The organism is Vibrio sp. CUB2 (genome assembly GCF_001557945.1).
Classification (GTDB): domain Bacteria; phylum Pseudomonadota; class Gammaproteobacteria; order Enterobacterales; family Vibrionaceae; genus Vibrio; species Vibrio owensii.
In genome coordinates this window covers 71,641-92,285 of record NZ_LNRB01000017.1, presented here as the reverse complement: position 1 = coordinate 92,285, position 20,645 = coordinate 71,641, and the positions used below count along the sequence as shown (strand labels likewise).

Genomic DNA, 20,645 nt, shown 5'->3' with positions numbered 1-20,645 from the left:
AAGCGAAGAATGAATTGGAATTACTTTACTTTTGCTAAGACGCACCCAGGAAAAGTACGACCTTATAACGAAGACGCCTTACTTGATATGTCTGAAACTGGGCTTTGGGTTGTAGCGGATGGAATGGGTGGACACAGTGCGGGGGATATTGCGAGTCAGATGTTAGTGGCTCGTATCGCTCGTCATATCAAAGACAATAAAACGACGAATATCGATGAACTAAGAACGGTTGTCCGGCAAGCAAACAAAGAGATTTTTGATTACGCACAAGCCCACTTAGAGGGCAAAACCATGGGAACCACTCTCGTTTTATTGTTTATGCAAGATGGCTACTTCCATTGTTTATGGGTAGGAGACAGCCGCATCTATCAACTCAGAGAAGGTCGCTTCTCCCAAAAAACTAGAGATCACAGCCAAGTCATGGATTTGGTTGAGCAAGGTCTATTGGCTTTTGAGGATGCAGAGTCACATCCATTGGCTAATGTCATTACTCGAGCGATTGGTGTGGACGAAATAGTCACGATAGACCAAGTATCAGGCCAGCTTGCAGACGGTGACCAATTTCTTTTGTGCAGTGATGGACTATCAAAAGAACTAACCAACGATGAGATGCACAAGACACTTTATGCAGACTCGGTTAATCAGGCGGGCTTAGCTTTGATGCATTCTGCATTAGTGAGAGGTGCGAGTGACAATGTCACGTGTGCTTTGATCAAAGCTTGCTGTGAGAGAAGCGAGCTAGACGGACGAACACAAGACGATGCCACTATCCCAGTATTCTTGAGGAGCAAGGCGAATGGTTGATTCAAAAAGTGTCTCTGACTCTAGCAGGGTATTCGATTGGTTGGCACCGGTTCTATTGCCAGTATCAGAAGAGCGCCCAACAGGTGTAGACCCGCGTGAAGACGTGTCACCTCAGTCGGCATACTACCGTTTAAAAGACAGTCGAATGGCGGCACGCAATGCTGAGCGCAATGCGATTATCGAAGAAGAGAGCATACTAACGCACATTAATTTATGGCGTGTCTTTATTGACGAAGTTCCGGATATTCTTTCTCGCCAATCAAAAGACTTAGAATTTGTTGCATGGTTAATTGAAGCCCTCACGCGTCTTTATGGATTTCGTGGCATGGGGGTTGGCTATGAAATTGCCTCAAACTTCATCGACAATTTTTGGGAACAACTGTATCCAATGCCTGATGAAGACGGGATGGAGACGCGTATCTCTTCCATTATTGGCCTAAATGGCATCGATAGTGAGGGTACGTTAATTTTTCCTTTAGCATCCATTCCCCTGACTGACATGGGGGTAGAGCAATCGTACGTCTTTTGGGAATATCAGCAAGCGATTGAGTTAGAGAGACTTGATGAAGACAAGCGCCGCTACAAGGTTGAGCAGGGTGCTGTTGAAATGTCCAAGATTAACGACACGGTGAAATCTACATCTGACGAGTTTTATCGTGAACTTATCTCTGACCTTGAGTTTGCGATGGCTGCGTTTGGCCAATTTAGCCAAAAGCTTGATGATGCGGTTGGGGATGTTACCCCAAGCTCATACATTTCCAAAAAACTAGATTCAATACATTCGGCATTAAAGCATCTATTGGGCGTTCGTTTTCAAACTCCATCAGAGGTAAATGAAGTTATTCAGCTTGATCCGACTGAGGAGCAGGAAGCACCAACGGTACAGGAGCAAAACGGCGCTTTATTGATGACAAACATGCAATCGCGTGAGCAAGCGATTGAGCAGTTACAAAAGGTGGCAGACTTCTTTAGAGAAAGTGAGCCTCATTCACCAGTTTCTTACTCCATCGAACAAATCATTCGTTGGTGTGGAATGCCTCTGCCGGAATTACTGGCGGAATTGATCTCCGACGGAGATGCAAAGAGAAGCTATTTCCGTTTAGTTGGCATAGCAGAACAAAATGAAAATTAAGAAAGGGAGAACGGTATGACGAGTATCCACTCGAAACTGTCACGAGTAAGGAAGCCTCGTGTTCACATTACCTATGATGTTGAAACTGAAGGAACAACGCTGAAAAAAGAGCTTCCTTTTGTTGTTGGTGTAATGGGCGATTTCGCAGGACAAAATACGGAAGCGCTGAAGCCACTCAAAGACCGTCGCTTTATTCAGATCGACAGAGATAACTTCGATGACGTTCTTAAGAAAATGAACCCGTCAGTGAAGTTTAAGGTTGCCAACAAACTCGCGAAAGATGACTCACAATTTGAAGTTGATCTGAGCTTCAAATCGATGCAGGACTTTGAGCCAGCAGCGATCGTGAATCAAGTAGACCCACTGCGCCAGTTAATGGAAACACGCAATAAGCTACGTGACCTAATGACAAAGGTGGATCGTTCAGAAGAGTTGGAAAATATTCTAGAAGATGTCTTAAACAACACGGATAACTTAACCAAGCTAGCAGGCGAGCTGAAACTAGGTGACGCTCACCCGACGGACAATCCAGAGGGGCTGAAGTGATGACAACGCAAATTGAAAAGCAGCTTGATCCTACCGTTGGTGAGCAGACTTCCTCTTTTCTAGAGCAAGCGATTGGCGCAACAAAGCAAACAGAAGCTTCACGTGCTGAAGAGCTGATTAAGACGTTAACTGAAGAAGCAATGAAAGGCACGGTCTCATGGAATAAGAACCTAACCGTGACTTTCCGTGAAGCGATCAACTTACTCGATCGCCAGATTTCTGAACAATTGTCTGAAGTCATGCACCACCCAGAACTGCAAAAGCTTGAAGGATCTTGGCGTGGTTTGAACTACTTAGTCATGAACTCAGATACCAGTTCGACACTGAAAATTCGCATGATCAGCATGACGAAGAAAGAGCTTCATAAAGATTTGAGCAAAGCGGTGGAGTTTGACCAAAGTCAGATCTTCAAGAAAGTATATGAGTCGGAATTTGGCAGTGCTGGTGGTGAGCCCTATGGTGCACTGATTGGTGATTACGAATTTACCAACCACCCAGAAGACATTGAATCACTTCGCTTAATGTCGAATGTGGCCGCGTCTGGTTTCTCTCCATTCTTATCTGCGGCTTCACCTGCATTGTTTGGTTTTGATGAGTGGACAGAGCTTTCTAAACCTCGCGATTTGGACAAAGTTTTCGAATCACTGGAATATGCTCAATGGCGTTCTTTCCGTGAAAGCGCAGATTCTCGTTTTGTAAGCTTGACCATGCCTAAAGTACTGGCGCGTTTGCCTTATGGGCAAGCAACTTCGCCGGTGGAAGAGTTTGGCTTTGAAGAATTTGACGTTGACTCAGTGTCGGGTATTGCAACGAATGCTGAACATAATGATTACTGTTGGATGAACTCTTCTTATGTGCTGGGCGCTAAGCTTACCGATGCATTCTCGAAATATGGCTTCTGTACCGCTATTCGTGGCGCAGAAGGCGGTGGCCGAGTAGATAACCTACCGACGCACTTCTTCATGAGCGATGACGGCGACCCAGATATGAAATGCCCGACAGAAATTGGCATTACAGACCGACGTGAAGCGGAACTAGGTAAACTTGGTTTCCTTCCTTTGTGCCACTATAAGAACACCAACTACGCGGTTTTCTTTGGTGCACAAACCTGTCAAAAACCAGCCAATCACGATTCTCCTGATGCGACTGCAAATGCGGCCATTTCAGCACGCTTACCTTACATGATGGCAACGTCACGTTTTGCTCATTACTTGAAGGTCATGGCGCGCGATAAGATTGGTAGCTTTATGGAAGCGGAAGACGTGGAGTCGTGGCTAAACCGCTGGATCTTAAGCTACGTGAATGCCTCAGAAGGTGGTGGTCAAGAAATCCGTGCGAAATACCCACTTGCCGATGCTCGTGTTCAGGTGAAAGAAATTCCGGGTGCGCCAGGTTCCTACAATGCTGTGGCATGGTTGAAGCCTTGGCTGCAAATGGAAGAGTTGACCACGTCACTACGCTTGGTCGCAAAGATCCCTCAATCGGGTGGTTAAATAATAGGTGGTTGGCCTTTGGGTCAACCACTCCTTCCACACTTTGGAATAGAGATTGAGTATTAAAAATGACGATTTGGAATGGCTAACGATATGACATTGAATTTCTTAGACCCAAGTGAACTGAAACATGAGTTCAGTCCACTTGGGTGTGCGGAACTTGATAGCCACTGGATTACTCAGTTTGGCGAGTCAGTAGATTCAATACATTCGGCAAAAATTTGGCTAGAAGGAACAAAAAGTTCAACTGTTGATGATTTTCGATATAGCGTGTTGATGGCCATCGATCAGATTGACCAAATATTGGAAGAGCAATTGAATGAGATTATTCATCATCAAGCATTTCAGGCATTGGAAAAATCATGGTTAGGTGTTCGCTATCTATGTGAGCAAACTGCTAGCCAATCCAGTGAGCCTGTGAAGATAAAAGTGCTTTCGGCAACATGGGATGAGGTCAGCAAAGATGCACTGAAAGCCATCGAGTTTGATCAATCTGCACTGTTTAAATTGTTGTATCAGAATGAATATGGCATGCCGGGTGGTGAGCCTTTTGGGGTGGTGATCGGTGATTATGAACTAAGACATGATCCAGCGAAAAATCACTTTGATCGAGATTTAACGGTGTTAAGTAAGGTTGCGCAAACTGCGGCAGCGGCATTCAGTCCATTCATTCTGTCTGCACAGCCAAGTGTGTTCGGTGTTAATCGATTTTCAGAGTTGTCATCGACCACAGATATCGGCGCTCAGTTTGAACAAGTTGAGTACATAAAATGGCAAAAGTTACGAGAATCGGAAGATGCGAAATTCATCGGTATTGCTGCACCAAACGTGTTGTTTCGCTTGCCTTATACCAGAGACGGTTCTCGTATAGAAGGGTTTGATTTCGAAGAAGCTATCAATAATTCTGAGAGCGAATTGCAGTGGGGAAGTGCCGCGTTTTGTTTCGCTGCGATTGCAATTCGAACGTATCAAGAACATGGCTGGTTTACTCACATGAGGGGCGTTAAGCAAGGCGATTACACACAAGGAACAATTTTAGCGCCCACGCGAAGTTCAGTGCATTTCACTAGCAAAAATACCCGCGATAGAAGTCCTTTGAACTTAAAGGTTTCAGAGCGCAAGGAAAAAGAAATATCGGATTGTGGATTTATCACCATGTCACCAGTTGCAGAAACCTACATGGTGGGGATGACTTCCAGCGTGTCCATTTATAAGCCAAGACAGTTCGAAGAGCAGCATATCACTATGAACGCCAAGCTGACCTCGATGCTGCAATACACGCTTTGTGTTTCACGAATCGCCCATTACATAAAGGTCATGGGACGAGACAAAATCGGTGGTTATCAAGATGCACATTCAATCCAACGAGACTTCCAAAAGTGGCTTCATCAATACACAACAGCCTCTGACGAAGCTTCGGATGAACTGAGGGCAAAATACCCTTTAAATGAGGCAAACATCAGCGTTAAAGAAAAACGTGACTCCCCCGGACACTATTATTCGGTGGTTCATCTACGGCCTCATTTTCAACTCGACCAGATGGTATCGGCAGTCAAACTTATTACGGAATTATCACCAGAACAAGTGGTGTAAGGGAAGACAATGAAAACATGGAAAAATGCGCTTTCTGAGGGCAACTTACAACAGGCTATAATACTGATTATCGAAGACATTAAAGCTTCACCAAAAGATGCAGGGTTACGCAGTTCTTTTATTGAACTGTTGTGTATTGACGGGGATTTTGAACGTGCTGACGATCAGCTCATACAGTCGATTAAATTGTTCCCTGAATATTTATCTGGTGCGAGTCAGTTACGCCATATGGTGAAAGCGGCACAAGCACGAAAAGACTTTACTGGTGGGGCTGCCACTGCACAGTTTATTGAATTTGATCAGCAGGGCAATAAGCTTGTTGTAGACCTTAATTTAGCCATCAAAAATGAAGAGTTTGATCATGGCTATGAACTCGCTCAGTCACTGGAAAATATGCGAGAGCAAAAGCGTTTCCTACAAGGAACTCGAGAGTTTGAGGATGTGAGAGATATTGACGATCGTTTATCCGGATATATCGAACTTTTCTCGACGGCAGGTAACTACTTTCTGGTGCCGATCAAAAACATTAAGCAGTTAGACATAAAACAAGCGAGCTCGATGCTTGAACACGTCTGGCGACCTGTTGAGTTTGACATTGACGGCTTGGGTGAAGGTGAGGGTCATATGCCACTGACTTACATTGATTCTGTTACCGACGCGCAAAAACTTGGCCGAGAAACAGATTGGAGGCAATTAGGTGAAAGTGAACTGTTTGTCGGCCTAGGTCAAAAATGTTGGCTTGTCGGTGATAAAGCACTGCCTATCTTTGAGCTGGGCACCTTGTCAGAAAGCAAGGCATTGGCATAGAGGTTTTTATGCCATTGGTCGCTTCTTTACTCGACAAGCTTATCGATAACGATCCACATATTAGAGAAGACAAGGATTTTCCGTTGGGTCAGCAAGCATTGGTCGACAATCTTCTAAGAGATTTGGAGTCCATGCTGAACAGCCGTATCGGTTGGACGGAAATTTCGGATGATCTCAGAGAAGTAAAGTCCTCAATTTTAAATTATGGATTACCTGAGTTTTCGTCTATGCCATACAGCAGCAAGCAGGGGCAAGATCAACTGTGTGAGATCGTTCGTGATGCGATTTTAGAGTTTGAGCCTCGCCTAGAAAGCCCGAACGTTAGCATTTTAGATGAAAAGAGCGCAGTAGACAGGACCTTGAGACTAAAGATCAGCGCGACTTGTCTGATTGGCAATAACACACACGAAGTGACATTTAACTCAGAAGTAGAACCCGTAAGTTTAGGCATGAAGTTGAGCAGAATGAAATGAGTGACGAGTTCCTTAAGTATTACAACCGAGAGTTAGCTTACCTGCGCCATAAAGGGCAAGAGTTTGGCGAGCAGTACCCCAAAATTGCTTCTCGATTGGGGATCAGTGAAGAGCAAGTCGATGACCCTCATGTGGAGAGGCTTCTTGAAGGTTGCGCTTTCATGACAGCTCGTATACGTCAAAGTCTCGATAACAGTTATCCGCAGTTTACGGAATCTTTGATGGGGCAGTTGCATCCGGATTTTCATGCGCCAATCCCTTCAATGTCGATCATTAAAATGAAATGTAATGAGTCGACCTCTGCTCCCTTTGATGTTTCTAAGGGGGAAAAGGTGATGGTTGGCGCGCCGGGTTACAAAGAATGTGAATTCAGAACGTGTTATGAGACAAGAATGTATCCCTTCGATATATCGGCAGGAACTTTTGAAAATGCCCCGATACAGCCGATTGGTTCTCCTTGGGAGCGTTCGTCTAAATCTGTACTTAAGGTAAAGATTAATGCTAATGACGGTGAGTCTGCATTAAGTGAGGTGGGAGTCGAGACGCTCAGATTCTACCTCAATGGCCAAGCACAGCTTACTCAACGGTTATATCAGCTATTGTTCCAAAGCCTAATCGGGATCTCTGTCTCGGTGAATGGTTGTGAGCAGGCTTCGTACACTCCATGTCACCGCCAAGCTGTCGGTTTTATCGATAGTCAACAAGTCGTGCCCTATAGCAAGAGAAGCTTTTCTTCTTCGAGGATGTTGGTGGAATATTTACACTTCCCCGAGAAGTTTATGTTCTTTGATGTCGTTGACTTAAATCTCGAAAAGCTAGGTATTAACGAGGAGTTGGAACTCAACTTCTACTTTGACTGCAATGATGACTGGCTCCCAAAGCAAGTTGACAAAGACAGTGTGTTATTAGGTTGTGTTCCCATCATCAATCTGTTCAAAACCACAATGGAGCCAAAGCGACTAGAGCCAGCCGAGTACGAATACCAACTGTCTCCACAATACCAAGAAGCAGAGAGCAACGAAGTGGTGTCTATTTCGAACGTCACGCTTAGAAATTGGAATAAAACATACGAGAACTTGCCCAGTTATTTTGCCGGTGAACACACCCATTACATGAACAAAAGCGAGATTTTTTGGGTCATGAGGCGAGAGGATAAGAATTGGGCAGGTGGGTTCGATGAACCGGGCCGAGAAAGCTACATTTCATTCGTGGATAAAAAGCACCGCCTATTTGCTCCTGAAAGTCGTGAAAACTGGCTGATGTACGTACAGGCGGAATGTTGCAATCGAAACTTACCGCAGAAACTGCCTTTTGGTGGCGGCCTGCCAGAGGTCTCGCTACCGAGTGTCAATGACAATTTTGCTAAGCTTCGATGCCTTGTTTCTTTGTCTGAGACGGTGAGGCCGGAAATGGATGAGAGCACGCGTTGGCAACTAACCAAACTGCTTACCCTGACTCACTTTACCGATGAGGACGGACTCTCTACGCTCAAGCAATTACTCAACTTGTATGCGTTTACAGGTACTGCGGAAACGAAATCGCTGATCGATGCTCTGGTAAATTTCGAGTATCAGCAAACAACGGGAAGGGTCAACGAAAAGGGTAAAGTTGGATTTGCTCATGGTGTTAAGCTCATATTGACCGTCTCTGATCAAATGATATCTAAAGAGCAAGTCTTCCTTTTAGGTTGCGTCTTGTCGGTGTACTTCTCTCAGTTTGCGGAAGTAAACATTTTTACGCAGTTAGAAGTAAAACTTAAATCGACAGGCCAGTTATTTCATCGGTGGCCAGCACTGATCGGAAACAAAGCTTTGTTATGAAACCAGAAGAGTTCTTGATTCAGTTGAAAAAGCGGCCGTTGTTCGAAGCTATCCACTTAATCGAGCAAGCGTTGCTTCGTTCGCAAACGCAACTAGGCTCGGATGAATTACCCAAGAAAGAGAAGCTTGAGTTAAAAGTAAATGCCTCATTGGGTTATGAGAATGCGCAACTGGCCAATGCGACACTGTCTGAGCATAAAGTTTTCCTAGAAACGAACTTGCTTGGCTTAACGGGTGAGCAAGGTGTTTTACCAAGTTACTACAGTGAATTGGCTATCGGTCGTGAAAAGGCCGGTGATGGTGCAATGGTTGATTTTTATAACATTTTCAATCATCGCTTGCTGTCACTGTACTACCGAAGTTGGCAGTTGAGTCAATTTGCGGTGCAGGCACGCGAGCGCAATAAGGGCAACCGAGCGCCGCTGTTGAGCAGTCTTGAAGCGGTAACTGGGCATGAAAAGCGGCTGAACAATTACTATGCAGGATTGTTTGCGCAGAAAGGTCGCGGTAAAGGTGCGCTAAAAGATTTAATTGAGCACCTCACAGACTGTGAAGCTAAGTTACACGAGCTTCAGGGGCAGTGGATGAGTGTATCGCAAGATGAGCAAACTAAGCTAGCTGGAGGATCATCGCCTGAAGGGCAGTTTGCTCAATTAGGGCGAGGAGCTTCTATCGGTGCTAAGGCATGGAATATCAATGCAGGAATTACGATTGAGCTGTTTCCGACGAACACATTACAGGTTGAGCAATTACTGCCAAATAAATCGAGCTTAGCAACCATAAAGTCAGTTGTGCAGGACTATGTTGGTAAGCATAAGCGCATTAATTGGAAGCTCACGACACGTCATAAACATTTACCTCAAGTTCGTCTTGTTAAAGGTTCTGGTCAATTAGGGATAGGAACCGTTTTGGCAAAACATAAACGAACCAAAGATCGAAAAATAACAATTACCATTTAAGGGAATCAAAATGGCTTTACTCTCACTTTCAGCGTTGGTCGAAAGGTTATCACCTGTTGCACGAGAAACACTTGAGCAAGCAGCCGCTATGGCCAGTTCGCGTACTCACCATAGTATTGAAATGACGCATTGGTTACTCACCATTGTCCAAAATCCCAATCAAATCTATGCTGAAGTTTTCGATAAATTTAATGTCGACGCGCAGGTAGTTGAATCACAGCTACTATCTCAATTAGAAAAGTATAAAACAGGTTGTGAGTCAGTTCCGGGACTTTCAGCACATACCGTTTCGGTGATGCAAAACGCCATGATGGTCTCGACGATTGAGTTTCAAGCAACGGATCTTGATTGTATCCATCTGCTAAGTGCTTATTTGTCAGATGAAAGCTTGGCGAACGTGATGAACCAAGTCAGCACAGAACTAGACAAAGTAGAGGCAAGTGCACTCCTTGGATTATCAGAGGCGAATTCGCCACATCAAGCTGGCGTTACTGGAACTAAAGGGTCGAACGCGGCGTTGGATCAGTTCACCGTGGATCTTACTGAACAAGCAAAGGCAGGGAAGATTGATCCAGTCGTTGGACGAGAGAATGAAATCCGTCTAATGATTGATATTTTGCTTAGAAGGCGTCAAAACAACCCAATACTAACGGGCGAAGCAGGGGTAGGTAAAACAGCGGTTGTCGAAGGACTGGCTCAAAAGATCGTCGACGGAGATGTCCCTCCAGCGTTAGAAGGCGTTTCAATTAAGTCTCTTGATATGGCTCTGCTTCAAGCTGGAGCTGGCATGAAAGGCGAATTCGAAAATCGATTAAAAAACGTGATCAAAGAAGTTAACGAGTCTTCCACGCCAATCATCCTTTTCATTGATGAAGCGCATGGTTTGATTGGTGGTGGCGGGCAAGCCGGTCAAGGTGACGCTGCGAACATTCTCAAACCCGCTCTGGCAAGAGGTGAGCTGCGAACGATAGCAGCAACGACCTGGGCGGAATACAAAAAATACTTCGAGAAAGATGCTGCCCTGACAAGACGATTTCAAGTCGTCAAAGTGGAAGAGCCAACGCCAGCGGTTGCCGTAAACATGTTACGTGGACTATTGAGTGTTATGGCTGAACACCATGGTGTTTACATCACCAGCGATGCTTTAGAAGCCGCTGTACAGCTCTCCTCGCGTTACATAAATGGAAGGCAGTTGCCAGACAAAGCCGTGTCCGTTTTAGATACCGCATGTTCCCGCGTAGCCTTGAGCCAAAATGCCATTCCGGGGTTGCTCGATAGCAAAAGGAAATCTGTTCAACTTAAACAAGACGAGTTAAAGCAGCTTGAGAAAGAGTTTCAATTTGGCTCGGAGAATACTGAATCAGTCCAGCGCATAAGACGAGATATTGATGAGTTATCTACTCAGGTCTCTGACTTGGAGTTGCAATGGAACAAAGAACAAGCGTGGGTTGAACAAGCGATAGCGTTACGCGAAAAAATTGCTCTAGAACCATTAAGTGAAGATAAGAAAAAATTAATGGAAATCGAAAGCGACTTAAACGCGAGTGCGCAGCCTTTAGTGTTTTCCCATGTTAGCGAGGCTTTGATTGCTGAAGTGATATCAGACTGGACTGGGATTCCACTAGGCAAACTGCAAGATGATGAAATAAAAGCTGTTCTAAACCTAAAAGAGAGTTTAATCGAGAGGGTTGTTGGCCAAGACCACGCGCTAGAAATCATGGCTGAGGTGATCAAAACGGCGAGTGCACAATTGACTGATGAATCCAAGCCAAACGGTGTGTTCCTATTAACTGGTCCAAGTGGTGTGGGTAAAACGGAATCTGCGCTAGCGATTGCGGAAAAAGTGTATGGTAGTGAGGACAACGTTACGACAATCAACATGTCGGAGTTCAAAGAAGAACACAAGGTCTCATTGTTGTTAGGCTCCCCTCCGGGGTACGTGGGTTATGGTGAAGGTGGTGTATTAACTGAAGCCGTCAGACGTAAGCCATATAGTGTAATACTGTTGGATGAAATGGAAAAAGCACACCCAGGAGTTCAAGACATTTTCTACCAAGTTTTTGATAAAGGGGTAATTAAGGACGGGGAAGGCAGAGACATCGATTTCAAAAATACGATTATCATCATGACAGCGAATACAGGGACGGATACCACCATGTCACTGTTCGATGACCCAGAGCTAGTCCCTGATCCAAGTGCGCTAAAAGACGCACTACACGATGACTTACTAAACGACTTTAAGCCCGCCTTTTTGGGAAGAGTGAATGTGCTTCCGTATGTGCCTTTGGGTAAGGAAGTACTGACCCAAATTACACGCCTCAAGCTGAAAAAGGTGTCAGACAGAATTGAAAAACATTATTCGGCTGAACTTCATTTCGGTGACGCCCTTGTAACCGACATAGTGGATAGCAGTAACGAGTCTGGGAGTGGGGCAAGAGTCGTGCAAACAACCATTGAAAATAGGTTATTACCGAAAATTTCTCATGAAATATTGAACGCTATTCTTAATGGTAAGACATTTAAAATAATTAATATCGAAGGTTCAGTTAAATCATTGAGTGTCTCACTTGTTTAACAGTTTTTCTAAAGTAAAAATTATTTGAGAGTCGCTTCATAATAAACATTTTTGATCAGAAATAGCGCTTAATTAAATTCGTAATTAAAGATATAAAAGAGCGTATTTAAAATAAATTTTTGATACATCAATCATTAATTATCAAAATAGAATAGATAATTAAAACATTAAGCAATATGTCATTAATAATGCTATAGGAGATTAGCATGCAGTCTAACACGTACCTTAAATATGCAGATATTAAAGGTGAAGCAACTGCTGAGCAGTACAAGGATCTAATTACACTACTATCTGTAGATTGGAGTGTTGGTCGTGAAATTTCATCATTCACTGGTACTGCTATGGACCGTGAAGCAAGTGCAACACGTCTATACGACCTGACAATCACTAAGCTTCAAGACCGCGCGTCACCGGATCTTTTTAAAGAAGCGACCATTGGTAAAGGTAAACCAGCTGTATTCCACATCACCAAGCAAGGTGAGAAAGTGGAAGAAATCATGAAAATCGAGCTTACAGATGCAATGATTTCAAACTACTCAGTGTCAATTCAAGATGACCGCCCAATTGAAACTATCACTATTTCATACACTGAAATGATGATGACAGTGACACCAACTGACGATAAGAACAACACATCTGCACCATTAGTATATGGCTACAGCGGTGTGAAAGGTCAACAAATGTAATTGAATTGCGGGAAGTCAACGCTTCCCGCTATTTTATAAAGAAGTATCTAATGAAAAAAGCGACACAGAAAAATAACTTTATTCGTATTTCTACACCATTTGGTACAGATGCCATTATTCTAAATTCATTTGAATATAAGGAAAAAGTATCAGATCTTTTTTCATTACATGCACAAGCTTATTTCAACGGGCAACATGAAGAGCTCAATAATATTATTGGGCAAGAGGTTGTTATCACTATGGACAATGATCCAAGTGTTAGCTTTCAACCCCGTTACTTTCATGGTGTCGTCTCACGAGCTAAGTTAACAGGCTCTCGGGTGACCACCGCTCATCAAGGTGAAAACTATCGAAATATCGATTTACTTATTGAGCCTAAAGTTCGCTTTGCCGATTATCGAGTCCACTCCCGTATTTTTCAAAACAAAGACATTAAAGAAATTGTGTCGGAAGTATTATCTGAGCATGACGTAAGCTTTAGCCTAAAGCTTACCAAGTCGTACTCTAAATATATTTATAAAGTTCAATATGAAGAATCTGATCTGGCATTTGTTGAACGACTTCTGTCTGAAGAAGGGATTGCTTACTGCTTCTCACATACAAATTCAGCACACATACTGGAATTGTTTGATGATCTTAACTTTTACATACCTGGCTCAGAGTTTCTTGTCGAACATACGACGGGAACAGGTCAAGCAAGCCACATTTACTCTTGGAATGAAACGCAAATACTGACGACAAAAGCCGCACACAAGTCCGGCTTTAATATGCTCAAGCCTTTATCACCTCCACAGAATCTAACTAGTGGATCTGCACAACTGTTTTCGGTGCCAAATAGTGAGCACTACGAATACTTAGCTGAAGCAGAAACTGACGATGAGTTTGTGTTGCGAAATACACACGCGATCGAATCACTTCAGCAAGACGTTTATCAATGCAGTGGTGAATCGAGCTGCAGAACATTTGCTGTCGGCAAACTTTTTAAATTTAAAAAGCATGAGGATAAGACTCGAGTAGGAAAAGAGTATGTGCTTTCTTCTGTCGCGCTTTCTGCTGCGGTATTTAACCAAACGGGACAGGGCGGTACGTCGTCACAAGGTGTGAGAGTTTCGTTTCATTGCGTTGACTCAAACACCATTCTGCGCCCAAAAATTCAAAGGCTTAAACCGCAGATTAGAGGTTTGCAAACCGCAATTGTGACAGGAAACAAAGATGGCGAAATCTACGTCGATAAATTTGGCCGAATCAAAGTACAGTTCCACTGGGATCGTGAAGGTCAATATGATGCGAACAGTTCATGTTGGATTCGAGTCGCTCAAGCGAGTGCTGGCAATGGCTGGGGGAGTGTATTCCATCCAAGAGTCGGACAAGAAGTTATCGTCGATTTTGTAAATGGAGACCCAGATCAGCCAATCGTAACTGGGGCTCTTTATAACGGTACCCAGCTAACACCTTATCAATTACCTGCTCAAGCTTCCCAAAGCGGCTATAAGTCCCGTTCAGTACAAAAAGGTAGCGATAAGTTCAACGAGATACGTTTTGAAGACAAACCCGGCGAAGAACATGTGTATTTGCATGCTGAGAAACTCTTTCAAATGGTGGTGGAAGACAATGCCGAGATTGCTGTAGAGAACAATAAAAGTGAAAGGATTACCAATGATTTCATGCAAGAGGTTGGTAATAACGCGAGTCAGAAAGTAGGCAAGAACCAAGGGGTTGATATCGGTGAAGCTCTTGTCGTTAAAGCGGGTAAGAGCATTGAAATAAAGGTAGGAGGGGCGTCCATACAAATGTCTAGTTCTGGGGAGATCAACATTAAAGGCAACAAGATCTCTATTAATGGTTCAGCCATAGCACTTAAAGCTGGTCAAATTTCTCTTAACTAAAGGTGAGCAGATATGGGTAAACCAGCCGCGGTATTGGGAAGTCACCATGTGTGCCCCAAAAAAACAAACAAAGTCCCTCATGTAGGTGGTCCTGTCGTTGTCGGTTCTCCAAACGTGAAGATTTCAGGTATTCCGGCTGCGCGTCAGGGAGACAAGCTTTCTTGTGTGGGGCCTCCAGACACTATTTCATCCGGGTCTTCGAGCGTCAAAATCAACGGAAAACCTGCGGCTAGGCTGGGAGACTCCACTGCGCATGGCGGTAAAATTGTTGCCGGTAACTCAGCAATATTAATTGGTGGGTAAATGGCGCTATTTTTTCAATCCCACCTTTGTATGCTGGGCGATCAAGCGTTTTCTATAGAGCAATTGGCAAACAATACGCTAAGGCCATCAGAAAAAAACGAACTGATTCCACAAGCCAGGGAAAGCTCAGTCCTGCCTGCCTATGACAGATTAACTCACTATTCAAAAGCACTGTCTGAATGCGGTGTCGAAGGGCAAGTTTATCTTCTGTTACCAAAGCCATCGGACAAGGTTGAGCTTCAACGTATTACAACGCTGCTTCTTTCGGTGTTTCAACGAGTAGAACCACAACATTTGGCGTTATATCCGTATGGGAACGCGTCTTTTCTGATCGCGCTGAGTCGCATCCAACGAGCAGTAAAACAAACTAAACCATTATGGATTGTCGCTTTACATGTCGCAGGGGCTAGAGAGGAGCATGACTCATTAGTTGTTGCGCGTTGCTTCGAGCAAGAGCACGGACTTATCTTCAATAAGATCGCAATTGATCTTCAACTCGATAGTAATAACACCGCGGTTTCACATGTCGTTAAGCAACTCGGAAAGTCGTGTGTACAGGAGTTGGATGAATTAATGTTGTCAACCGAAGGCGATGAGCCTGTGTGGCTGGACTCAATTCAATTCCTTTCTCCTTGGGTTAATAGAGACACCTCCTATCGGCTAATAGGTACTACGACTGGCCCTTTAGGGGCGAATGGAGGGGTATTGAAGGCGATTTGTGCTTGCCTGCAACCGAAAGAAACACACGATAAAAATTATTCAGGTATTCAGCTTGATATTGAGCGTGGTGGGTATGCTGTCGGCGCTACTTACCGCTGGGGTAGTGAGTAACTTACAAAATGAATATACAAAGGATTGTCAAACTCACATCTTTAAACGGAATCACGTTTTACTTTTCCACGCAGCGACTTAGTACCGGATCGGAACAAAGCTTTGCAACCGCTCGAAGTGCAGAAGCGTTTATTGAGCAATTTCATTTTTCCGATTTAGAGGAGCTCAGTGAAATTGCGTCATGGACAAGCATGAGTGCGACTTTTTCACATGAATTCCAGACAAAGACTAAGTCTGAACTTCTTCAAATTATTGCTCAAGGATTACAAGAAAAAATCCTTTTTGCTATTGAGTTGCCTAAGACTGCACCAAGCACATTTTATCCATCGGCCAACATACCTTCCCAAGTCATAAACCAAGTGGCGAAGGTTGAGCGTAATAACTCGAAAGCTACTCATTCAGGTACCAACACTGTCGCAAGTAATAGTGCTCCTCAAGAAGAAAGTAGCAAAAGGCATGTAAAAGCAGGCGATCCTGTTTCCATGGTCACAGGGGAAGAAAATCTCTCATTGTCTGATGTCGGACTGCCTAACGGATTGGTTTGGTCACGAACGTATCGCTCATCGTTGTGCGATTCTGCTACCACTCTTGGCTTTGGTTGGAGACATATTTTTCAATACGAGCTAACAGACGTATTGGATGAAAAATCCAATGTGACGGGGTGGCTGTTCATCGACGAGATGGGGGACACAATCCTATTTCCTAATGTCGCCAAAGGCGGAATTAGTTACCAAACTTATGTAGGTGCAAGTTGTCAGTATCATCACAGCGGTTATCGATTAGTTACGTTAAGTAATGAAGCTCAAATCAAGTTTTTCTTAAAGAATGAGCAATGGGTTGCCACTGAAATCCGTCTAGGTCATATGAAAACGGTAAACCTCGAATACTCTCGAAACCACCGTATCACCCATATATGCGTCAACCGACAAAACCAGCTTGAGCTCCAATACAATCATCAAGGCCAATTAATAGAGATTAGAAACCCAAAGATTCAACATTTGCAAGCCAAGTATGATTTCGATGTTGATGGGCGATTGATCGCTGCTCAAAATGAAAATGGTTTAATCGAACAATACCAATACGATGACACAAACTTAATTGTTAAACGAACGAGAGCTAGCGGACTTTCTCACTACTTTACATGGTCTGGGCGAGGGCCTGATGCGCAATGCATAAAAAATTGGGCGGATGAAAGTGTTTATGATTACTCGTTTGAGTTTGATGGGAGCGAATCCAAATACCGAAATTCACTTGGACACTGTTGGCACTATAAACACAATGAACAAGGCAAGCTGCTTGAGAGTATAAGCCCTGAATCGAGATGTAGGGCATTTGAGTACGACCCACTCGGTAGATTAGTTTGTACTATCAATGCAGATCAGACATACACCCATCATAGCTACAACCCATTTGGTTTGCTCGAGAAACAGACACACTCGTCTGGGGCTACAGAGGGTTTTGAGTACAATGAATTTGGTCAATGCATTAAGCATCAATTTCCTGACGGTGAAATCGAGTTTAAAGAGTTCAATGCACTTGGTCAGCTCGTAAGGCACCAACACAGTAACGGGCTTCAAGAACGCGCCGTATTTGATAAATATGGCAGACAAGTAGAAAGGAGTGCTGATAATGGATCTCGTACACAATGGTGGTGGAATGAGTCGCATCAGCTGTTAGCAAAAAAAGTCGATCAAAGCTTGATTCGCTATAGCTATGACGAGCGCGATCGAGTGAACGGAGTTGCTTACCCATATGGGCTTATAAGTGGATTTGAGCGCAACGAAAGCAACTTACTCACACGCCTATACTTCCAAAGCTCGGAAGATGACACGTCTCGAGAGCATCGCTACCAATATGACGAAGTTGGGCGAGTTAAACAGGTTCATACGCCAAGAGGGACAACTCAAATTGTTTGGGGGAACTTTGCTCAACCAACGCAAATCGTTAAATCAGATCAAAGCTCTTTTTCCTTCACGTACGATGCGGAAAGGAAATTGATATCTATCGAGCGCTCTGACGGTTGCCAATACAAGTTTGCATACACTCCAGATGGCCAGATCAGTCAGACAATTAGTTTCGATCAAGTGCAAATAAACTTCACCTATGACCGCGCTGAAAGATTAAGTGAAATCTTGCATTGCAATGGTCGCACCTCTTTTGAGTATGACGAAGTTGGTTACATCGCTAGGGTGAAAGCCCATGGTAAAAATCGCGGTGTTGAGGACCATTACCAACACACCTTAGGTGGCAAGTTAATCCGTGCGCACAACCGTTTTTCAAACATCTCCTATACGTATTTAGGTACAAAATTGGTAAGTGAAGAGCAGGGACGTTTTTCTTTCGTCAATCAATACCAAGATAACGGTTTACTTCGCTCTCAACGCTATGACGACGGAACAGAGGTGCTATATGAGCATGACCAATTTGGCAAGGTATGTGGGTTAACGATTCATTCAAACGGCTCTGAAAGAGAAGATTCAATTAAGTTTGAATACGATGAATTACAACGTATATCGATAATCACCTATAGCGGGGGCAAAGAGCGAAAGGAGTTCGATGGAATAGGTCGCTTGAAGCACCAAATATGGACTGGTTTCGAGCGTAAATACCATTTCAACGCACAGCATTATCTGTCACTTATCATCGACAGTGAAAAGGGATCTCAACATTATCAATATGATGATCTCGGCCACTTAGAAAGAGTAAAGACGGAAACTTCTGAAGAGTCATACGTCTATGACAGTTTTGGCAACTTTAATGACGAAAGTGTGCAGCGAAAACATGACCGTCTTATTGAATACCAAGGCATCAGATACGACTACGATGAACTAGGAAACAGAACTAGCAGTCAAGGACATGGACGAGAGCAGTACTGCACTTACGATGCAAAAGGGCAATTGATTGGTGTCGAAAGCGAAGGGCATTTATGCCAATTTGAATACGATGCGCTAGGCCGAAGAACTAAGAAAATCAGCGAAAACGGAACCACCGAATTTATTTGGCAAGGAAGTCATTTGGTCGGCGAGTATTCTCGTTCGGGTTATCGGTGGTATTTATATCAACCCAACAGTTTTGTTCCGCTTGCTCTTATTGAAAACGGCGAGTGTTATTTCTTCCAATGCAATCAAATCGGAACTCCAGAACGTTTGGTGGACTCGAATGGGCAGGTAATTTGGCAAGCAACATACGATACATTTGGATTTGCGAACGTTGAAATCGAGACGGTTAAAAACAACCTTCGCTTACAGGGGCAGTACTTCGATATTGAGACTGGTCTGCACTACAACTTAGCACGCTACTACGACCCTCAAATAGGTCGATTTATCCAACCCGATCCCCTAGGGCTGCTTGGCGGAACAAACCACTATCAATTTGCACCAAATCCAGTTTCTTGGGTTGACCCCTTAGGTTTGTGTGCAAAAGAAGATACGCCGACACTTCTTGCTGGACACAATGATAACTCGCCTGAGAGAGCAGTGTATGAGAGATCAGTAACTAATATTACTGGACCTACGATTGAGGAGCTCATCGCAGATCCGACATTACAGGGACTTAAACCAGTCAATATAGATCCAATGTCGATGATGGTCGAAGGTATAGAAGATATGATAGATGCTGGTGAAGCGTTTATTAATAATCCTTCGGTTGCCGGCGCAACAAATATAGCCATCTCTGTAATACCCGGTAGATATGCAGAGGATATTGGAAAAGTATTTGGTGCTGTTAAAAGAATCCCTGAAACACAAGACGGTGGTATGTCGGCTCAAATTTTACAGGCCAGACAACGTCAGCACTCAATGTTAGAAGACAACATTGGCTTCAATATAAGCCCTACATCATGGGATGAGTATCCTAGCATAGGCTTAAACGGCACTTTCATTTCTGATCGCAAAGGTATTACTGATGTCATTGGTGATTTCTCTGGTCATTCTAGTGTGGCTATTGAAAAGTCAAAGATATTCGATTTAGAGAAAGCGTTTGGTCTTGAGAAAGGAGCACTTCAAGAAGGTTTTAAGATAAGACAAGTAGATGGTATCGTTGAACAAATGACGAGAAGTCCCTTGGAAGGCAATCAGTATTTTCTTGGTCCAGGTAATCACCTGCCAGGGGGGGCTCCTGAAATGGTAATTAATTCTATCCCTACGGTTGATAATGAGAACGTTAAAACGTTATTAGAGGTATTTGTAAATGATGAGTGATTCAATAATGGCATTTGTTACAAAGGCTGACGGTAAACTGGTTCGCGTTAGTTTGCTGGATGACTCATTCAAAAAAGAACTTATTGGACTTGGGTTTTCTTTTGATAATGACTACGATGAGTACACTTTTCTGACTTCTGGAAATGACGCCAAGGCTGAGTTGTTTCGCAAACTCAGAGACTTGGGAGTAGCTTTTTCTGGTGGTAGAGAATGGTGCCCATCAGACGTATTTGAATATTTGAGACAATTAGAACTATTAAAAGGGGCGTACACAAAGATTAGTTGGACCGCCCCAGGAAATTATCGTTGTACTATTGAGTAGTCCCAAGCGCTCTTTCCACGCTATTTGTGATAACGCGTTCCGGATAGAGTTTCATTTATCTAGACTCGTACTGCAATGAACAGAATTCCTTCAGAATTGGTTGTATTTAATGACTTAGTTGAATTTGACCTTTTAAAATCAGCTTTAGACCTGTCTGACGATTTCGTACAGGTCGAGGTTCAAAATCCATACTCTCCGGTGGGTTTAGAGGAATAT

General features: G+C 43.7%; 16 protein-coding genes. All 16 read left to right on the top strand.

Annotated features, from left to right (window positions below; genetic code table 11):
* Positions 1-9: 9 nt before the first annotated feature.
* The 16 genes from ATB78_RS22335 (at position 10) to ATB78_RS22260 (ending at position 20,429) form a co-directional block, all read left to right on the top strand.
* Complete coding sequence (locus tag ATB78_RS22335) at positions 10-804, top strand: protein phosphatase 2C domain-containing protein (RefSeq protein ID WP_061010577.1); 795 nt, start codon at positions 10-12, stop codon at positions 802-804.
* Entirely contained in the window at positions 797-1,936 is a 1,140-nt protein-coding gene (gene tssA, locus ATB78_RS22330) for a type VI secretion system protein TssA (protein WP_061010575.1), read from the top strand. Before ATB78_RS22335 ends, tssA begins: the two co-directional genes overlap by 8 nt.
* 15 nt (positions 1,937-1,951) lie before the next feature.
* Positions 1,952-2,482, top strand: coding sequence for a type VI secretion system contractile sheath small subunit (tssB, locus tag ATB78_RS22325; RefSeq protein ID WP_061010573.1), 531 nt, complete (start codon positions 1,952-1,954; stop codon positions 2,480-2,482).
* On the top strand, positions 2,482-3,975 hold the full coding sequence (gene tssC / locus ATB78_RS22320; protein ID WP_005426776.1) for a type VI secretion system contractile sheath large subunit: 1,494 nt from the start codon (positions 2,482-2,484) through the stop codon (positions 3,973-3,975). Before tssB ends, tssC (ATB78_RS22320) begins: the two co-directional genes overlap by 1 nt.
* Positions 3,976-4,056: 81 nt before the next feature.
* Positions 4,057-5,568 (top strand): type VI secretion system contractile sheath large subunit, encoded by a 1,512-nt coding sequence (gene tssC, locus ATB78_RS22315; RefSeq protein WP_061010571.1) that lies wholly within the window; start codon positions 4,057-4,059, stop codon positions 5,566-5,568.
* Between the two features lie 9 nt (positions 5,569-5,577).
* The gene (locus tag ATB78_RS22310; protein ID WP_061010569.1) at positions 5,578-6,375 is read left to right on the top strand and encodes a type VI secretion system accessory protein TagJ; all 798 of its coding nucleotides are present in this window, start codon (positions 5,578-5,580) and stop codon (positions 6,373-6,375) included.
* A gap of 8 nt (positions 6,376-6,383) precedes the next feature.
* Positions 6,384-6,848 (top strand): type VI secretion system baseplate subunit TssE, encoded by a 465-nt coding sequence (gene tssE, locus ATB78_RS22305; protein ID WP_061010567.1) that lies wholly within the window; start codon positions 6,384-6,386, stop codon positions 6,846-6,848.
* Positions 6,845-8,668 carry a type VI secretion system baseplate subunit TssF gene (gene tssF / locus ATB78_RS22300; protein WP_061010565.1) on the top strand — a complete coding sequence of 608 codons (1,824 nt, stop codon included), beginning with the start codon at positions 6,845-6,847 and terminating at the stop codon, positions 8,666-8,668. The genes tssE and tssF overlap by 4 nt, the downstream gene beginning before the upstream one ends.
* Positions 8,665-9,627: a type VI secretion system baseplate subunit TssG gene (gene tssG / locus ATB78_RS22295; RefSeq protein ID WP_061010563.1), complete on the top strand. Its 963-nt coding sequence runs from the start codon at positions 8,665-8,667 to the stop codon at positions 9,625-9,627. The genes tssF and tssG overlap by 4 nt, the downstream gene beginning before the upstream one ends.
* A gap of 10 nt (positions 9,628-9,637) precedes the next feature.
* Positions 9,638-12,202 carry a type VI secretion system ATPase TssH gene (gene tssH / locus ATB78_RS22290; RefSeq protein ID WP_061010560.1) on the top strand — a complete coding sequence of 855 codons (2,565 nt, stop codon included), beginning with the start codon at positions 9,638-9,640 and terminating at the stop codon, positions 12,200-12,202.
* Between the two features lie 206 nt (positions 12,203-12,408).
* Positions 12,409-12,888: a type VI secretion system tube protein Hcp gene (locus ATB78_RS22285; RefSeq protein ID WP_005426862.1), complete on the top strand. Its 480-nt coding sequence runs from the start codon at positions 12,409-12,411 to the stop codon at positions 12,886-12,888.
* Positions 12,889-12,938: 50 nt separating this feature from the next.
* Entirely contained in the window at positions 12,939-14,774 is a 1,836-nt protein-coding gene (gene tssI / locus ATB78_RS22280; RefSeq protein ID WP_061010558.1) for a type VI secretion system tip protein TssI/VgrG, read from the top strand.
* Between the two features lie 12 nt (positions 14,775-14,786).
* Entirely contained in the window at positions 14,787-15,077 is a 291-nt protein-coding gene (locus ATB78_RS22275; protein WP_020196276.1) for a PAAR domain-containing protein, read from the top strand.
* Positions 15,078-15,908 (top strand): hypothetical protein, encoded by an 831-nt coding sequence (locus tag ATB78_RS22270; protein WP_061010556.1) that lies wholly within the window; start codon positions 15,078-15,080, stop codon positions 15,906-15,908.
* An 8-nt stretch (positions 15,909-15,916) separates the two neighbouring features.
* Positions 15,917-20,107, top strand: a complete 4,191-nt coding sequence (locus ATB78_RS22265) for an RHS repeat-associated core domain-containing protein (protein WP_061010554.1) — start codon at positions 15,917-15,919, stop codon at positions 20,105-20,107.
* Complete coding sequence (locus tag ATB78_RS22260) at positions 20,097-20,429, top strand: hypothetical protein (protein WP_061010552.1); 333 nt, start codon at positions 20,097-20,099, stop codon at positions 20,427-20,429. Before ATB78_RS22265 ends, ATB78_RS22260 begins: the two co-directional genes overlap by 11 nt.
* Positions 20,430-20,645 lie beyond the last annotated feature (216 nt).

Excerpts from the sequence above, each read along its gene's own strand:
- ATB78_RS22335 (WP_061010577.1), top strand. The coding sequence starts at position 10 with ATGAATTGGAATTACTTTACTTTTGCTAAGACGCACCCAGGAAAAGTA.
- tssA (WP_061010575.1), top strand. The coding sequence starts at position 797 with ATGGTTGATTCAAAAAGTGTCTCTGACTCTAGCAGGGTATTCGATTGG.
- tssB (WP_061010573.1), top strand. The coding sequence starts at position 1,952 with ATGACGAGTATCCACTCGAAACTGTCACGAGTAAGGAAGCCTCGTGTT.
- tssC (WP_005426776.1), top strand. The coding sequence starts at position 2,482 with ATGACAACGCAAATTGAAAAGCAGCTTGATCCTACCGTTGGTGAGCAG.
- tssC (WP_061010571.1), top strand. The coding sequence starts at position 4,057 with ATGGCTAACGATATGACATTGAATTTCTTAGACCCAAGTGAACTGAAA.
- ATB78_RS22310 (WP_061010569.1), top strand. The coding sequence starts at position 5,578 with ATGAAAACATGGAAAAATGCGCTTTCTGAGGGCAACTTACAACAGGCT.
- tssE (WP_061010567.1), top strand. The coding sequence starts at position 6,384 with ATGCCATTGGTCGCTTCTTTACTCGACAAGCTTATCGATAACGATCCA.
- tssF (WP_061010565.1), top strand. The coding sequence starts at position 6,845 with ATGAGTGACGAGTTCCTTAAGTATTACAACCGAGAGTTAGCTTACCTG.
- tssG (WP_061010563.1), top strand. The coding sequence starts at position 8,665 with ATGAAACCAGAAGAGTTCTTGATTCAGTTGAAAAAGCGGCCGTTGTTC.
- tssH (WP_061010560.1), top strand. The coding sequence starts at position 9,638 with ATGGCTTTACTCTCACTTTCAGCGTTGGTCGAAAGGTTATCACCTGTT.
- ATB78_RS22285 (WP_005426862.1), top strand. The coding sequence starts at position 12,409 with ATGCAGTCTAACACGTACCTTAAATATGCAGATATTAAAGGTGAAGCA.
- tssI (WP_061010558.1), top strand. The coding sequence starts at position 12,939 with ATGAAAAAAGCGACACAGAAAAATAACTTTATTCGTATTTCTACACCA.
- ATB78_RS22275 (WP_020196276.1), top strand. The coding sequence starts at position 14,787 with ATGGGTAAACCAGCCGCGGTATTGGGAAGTCACCATGTGTGCCCCAAA.
- ATB78_RS22270 (WP_061010556.1), top strand. The coding sequence starts at position 15,078 with ATGGCGCTATTTTTTCAATCCCACCTTTGTATGCTGGGCGATCAAGCG.
- ATB78_RS22265 (WP_061010554.1), top strand. The coding sequence starts at position 15,917 with ATGAATATACAAAGGATTGTCAAACTCACATCTTTAAACGGAATCACG.
- ATB78_RS22260 (WP_061010552.1), top strand. The coding sequence starts at position 20,097 with ATGATGAGTGATTCAATAATGGCATTTGTTACAAAGGCTGACGGTAAA.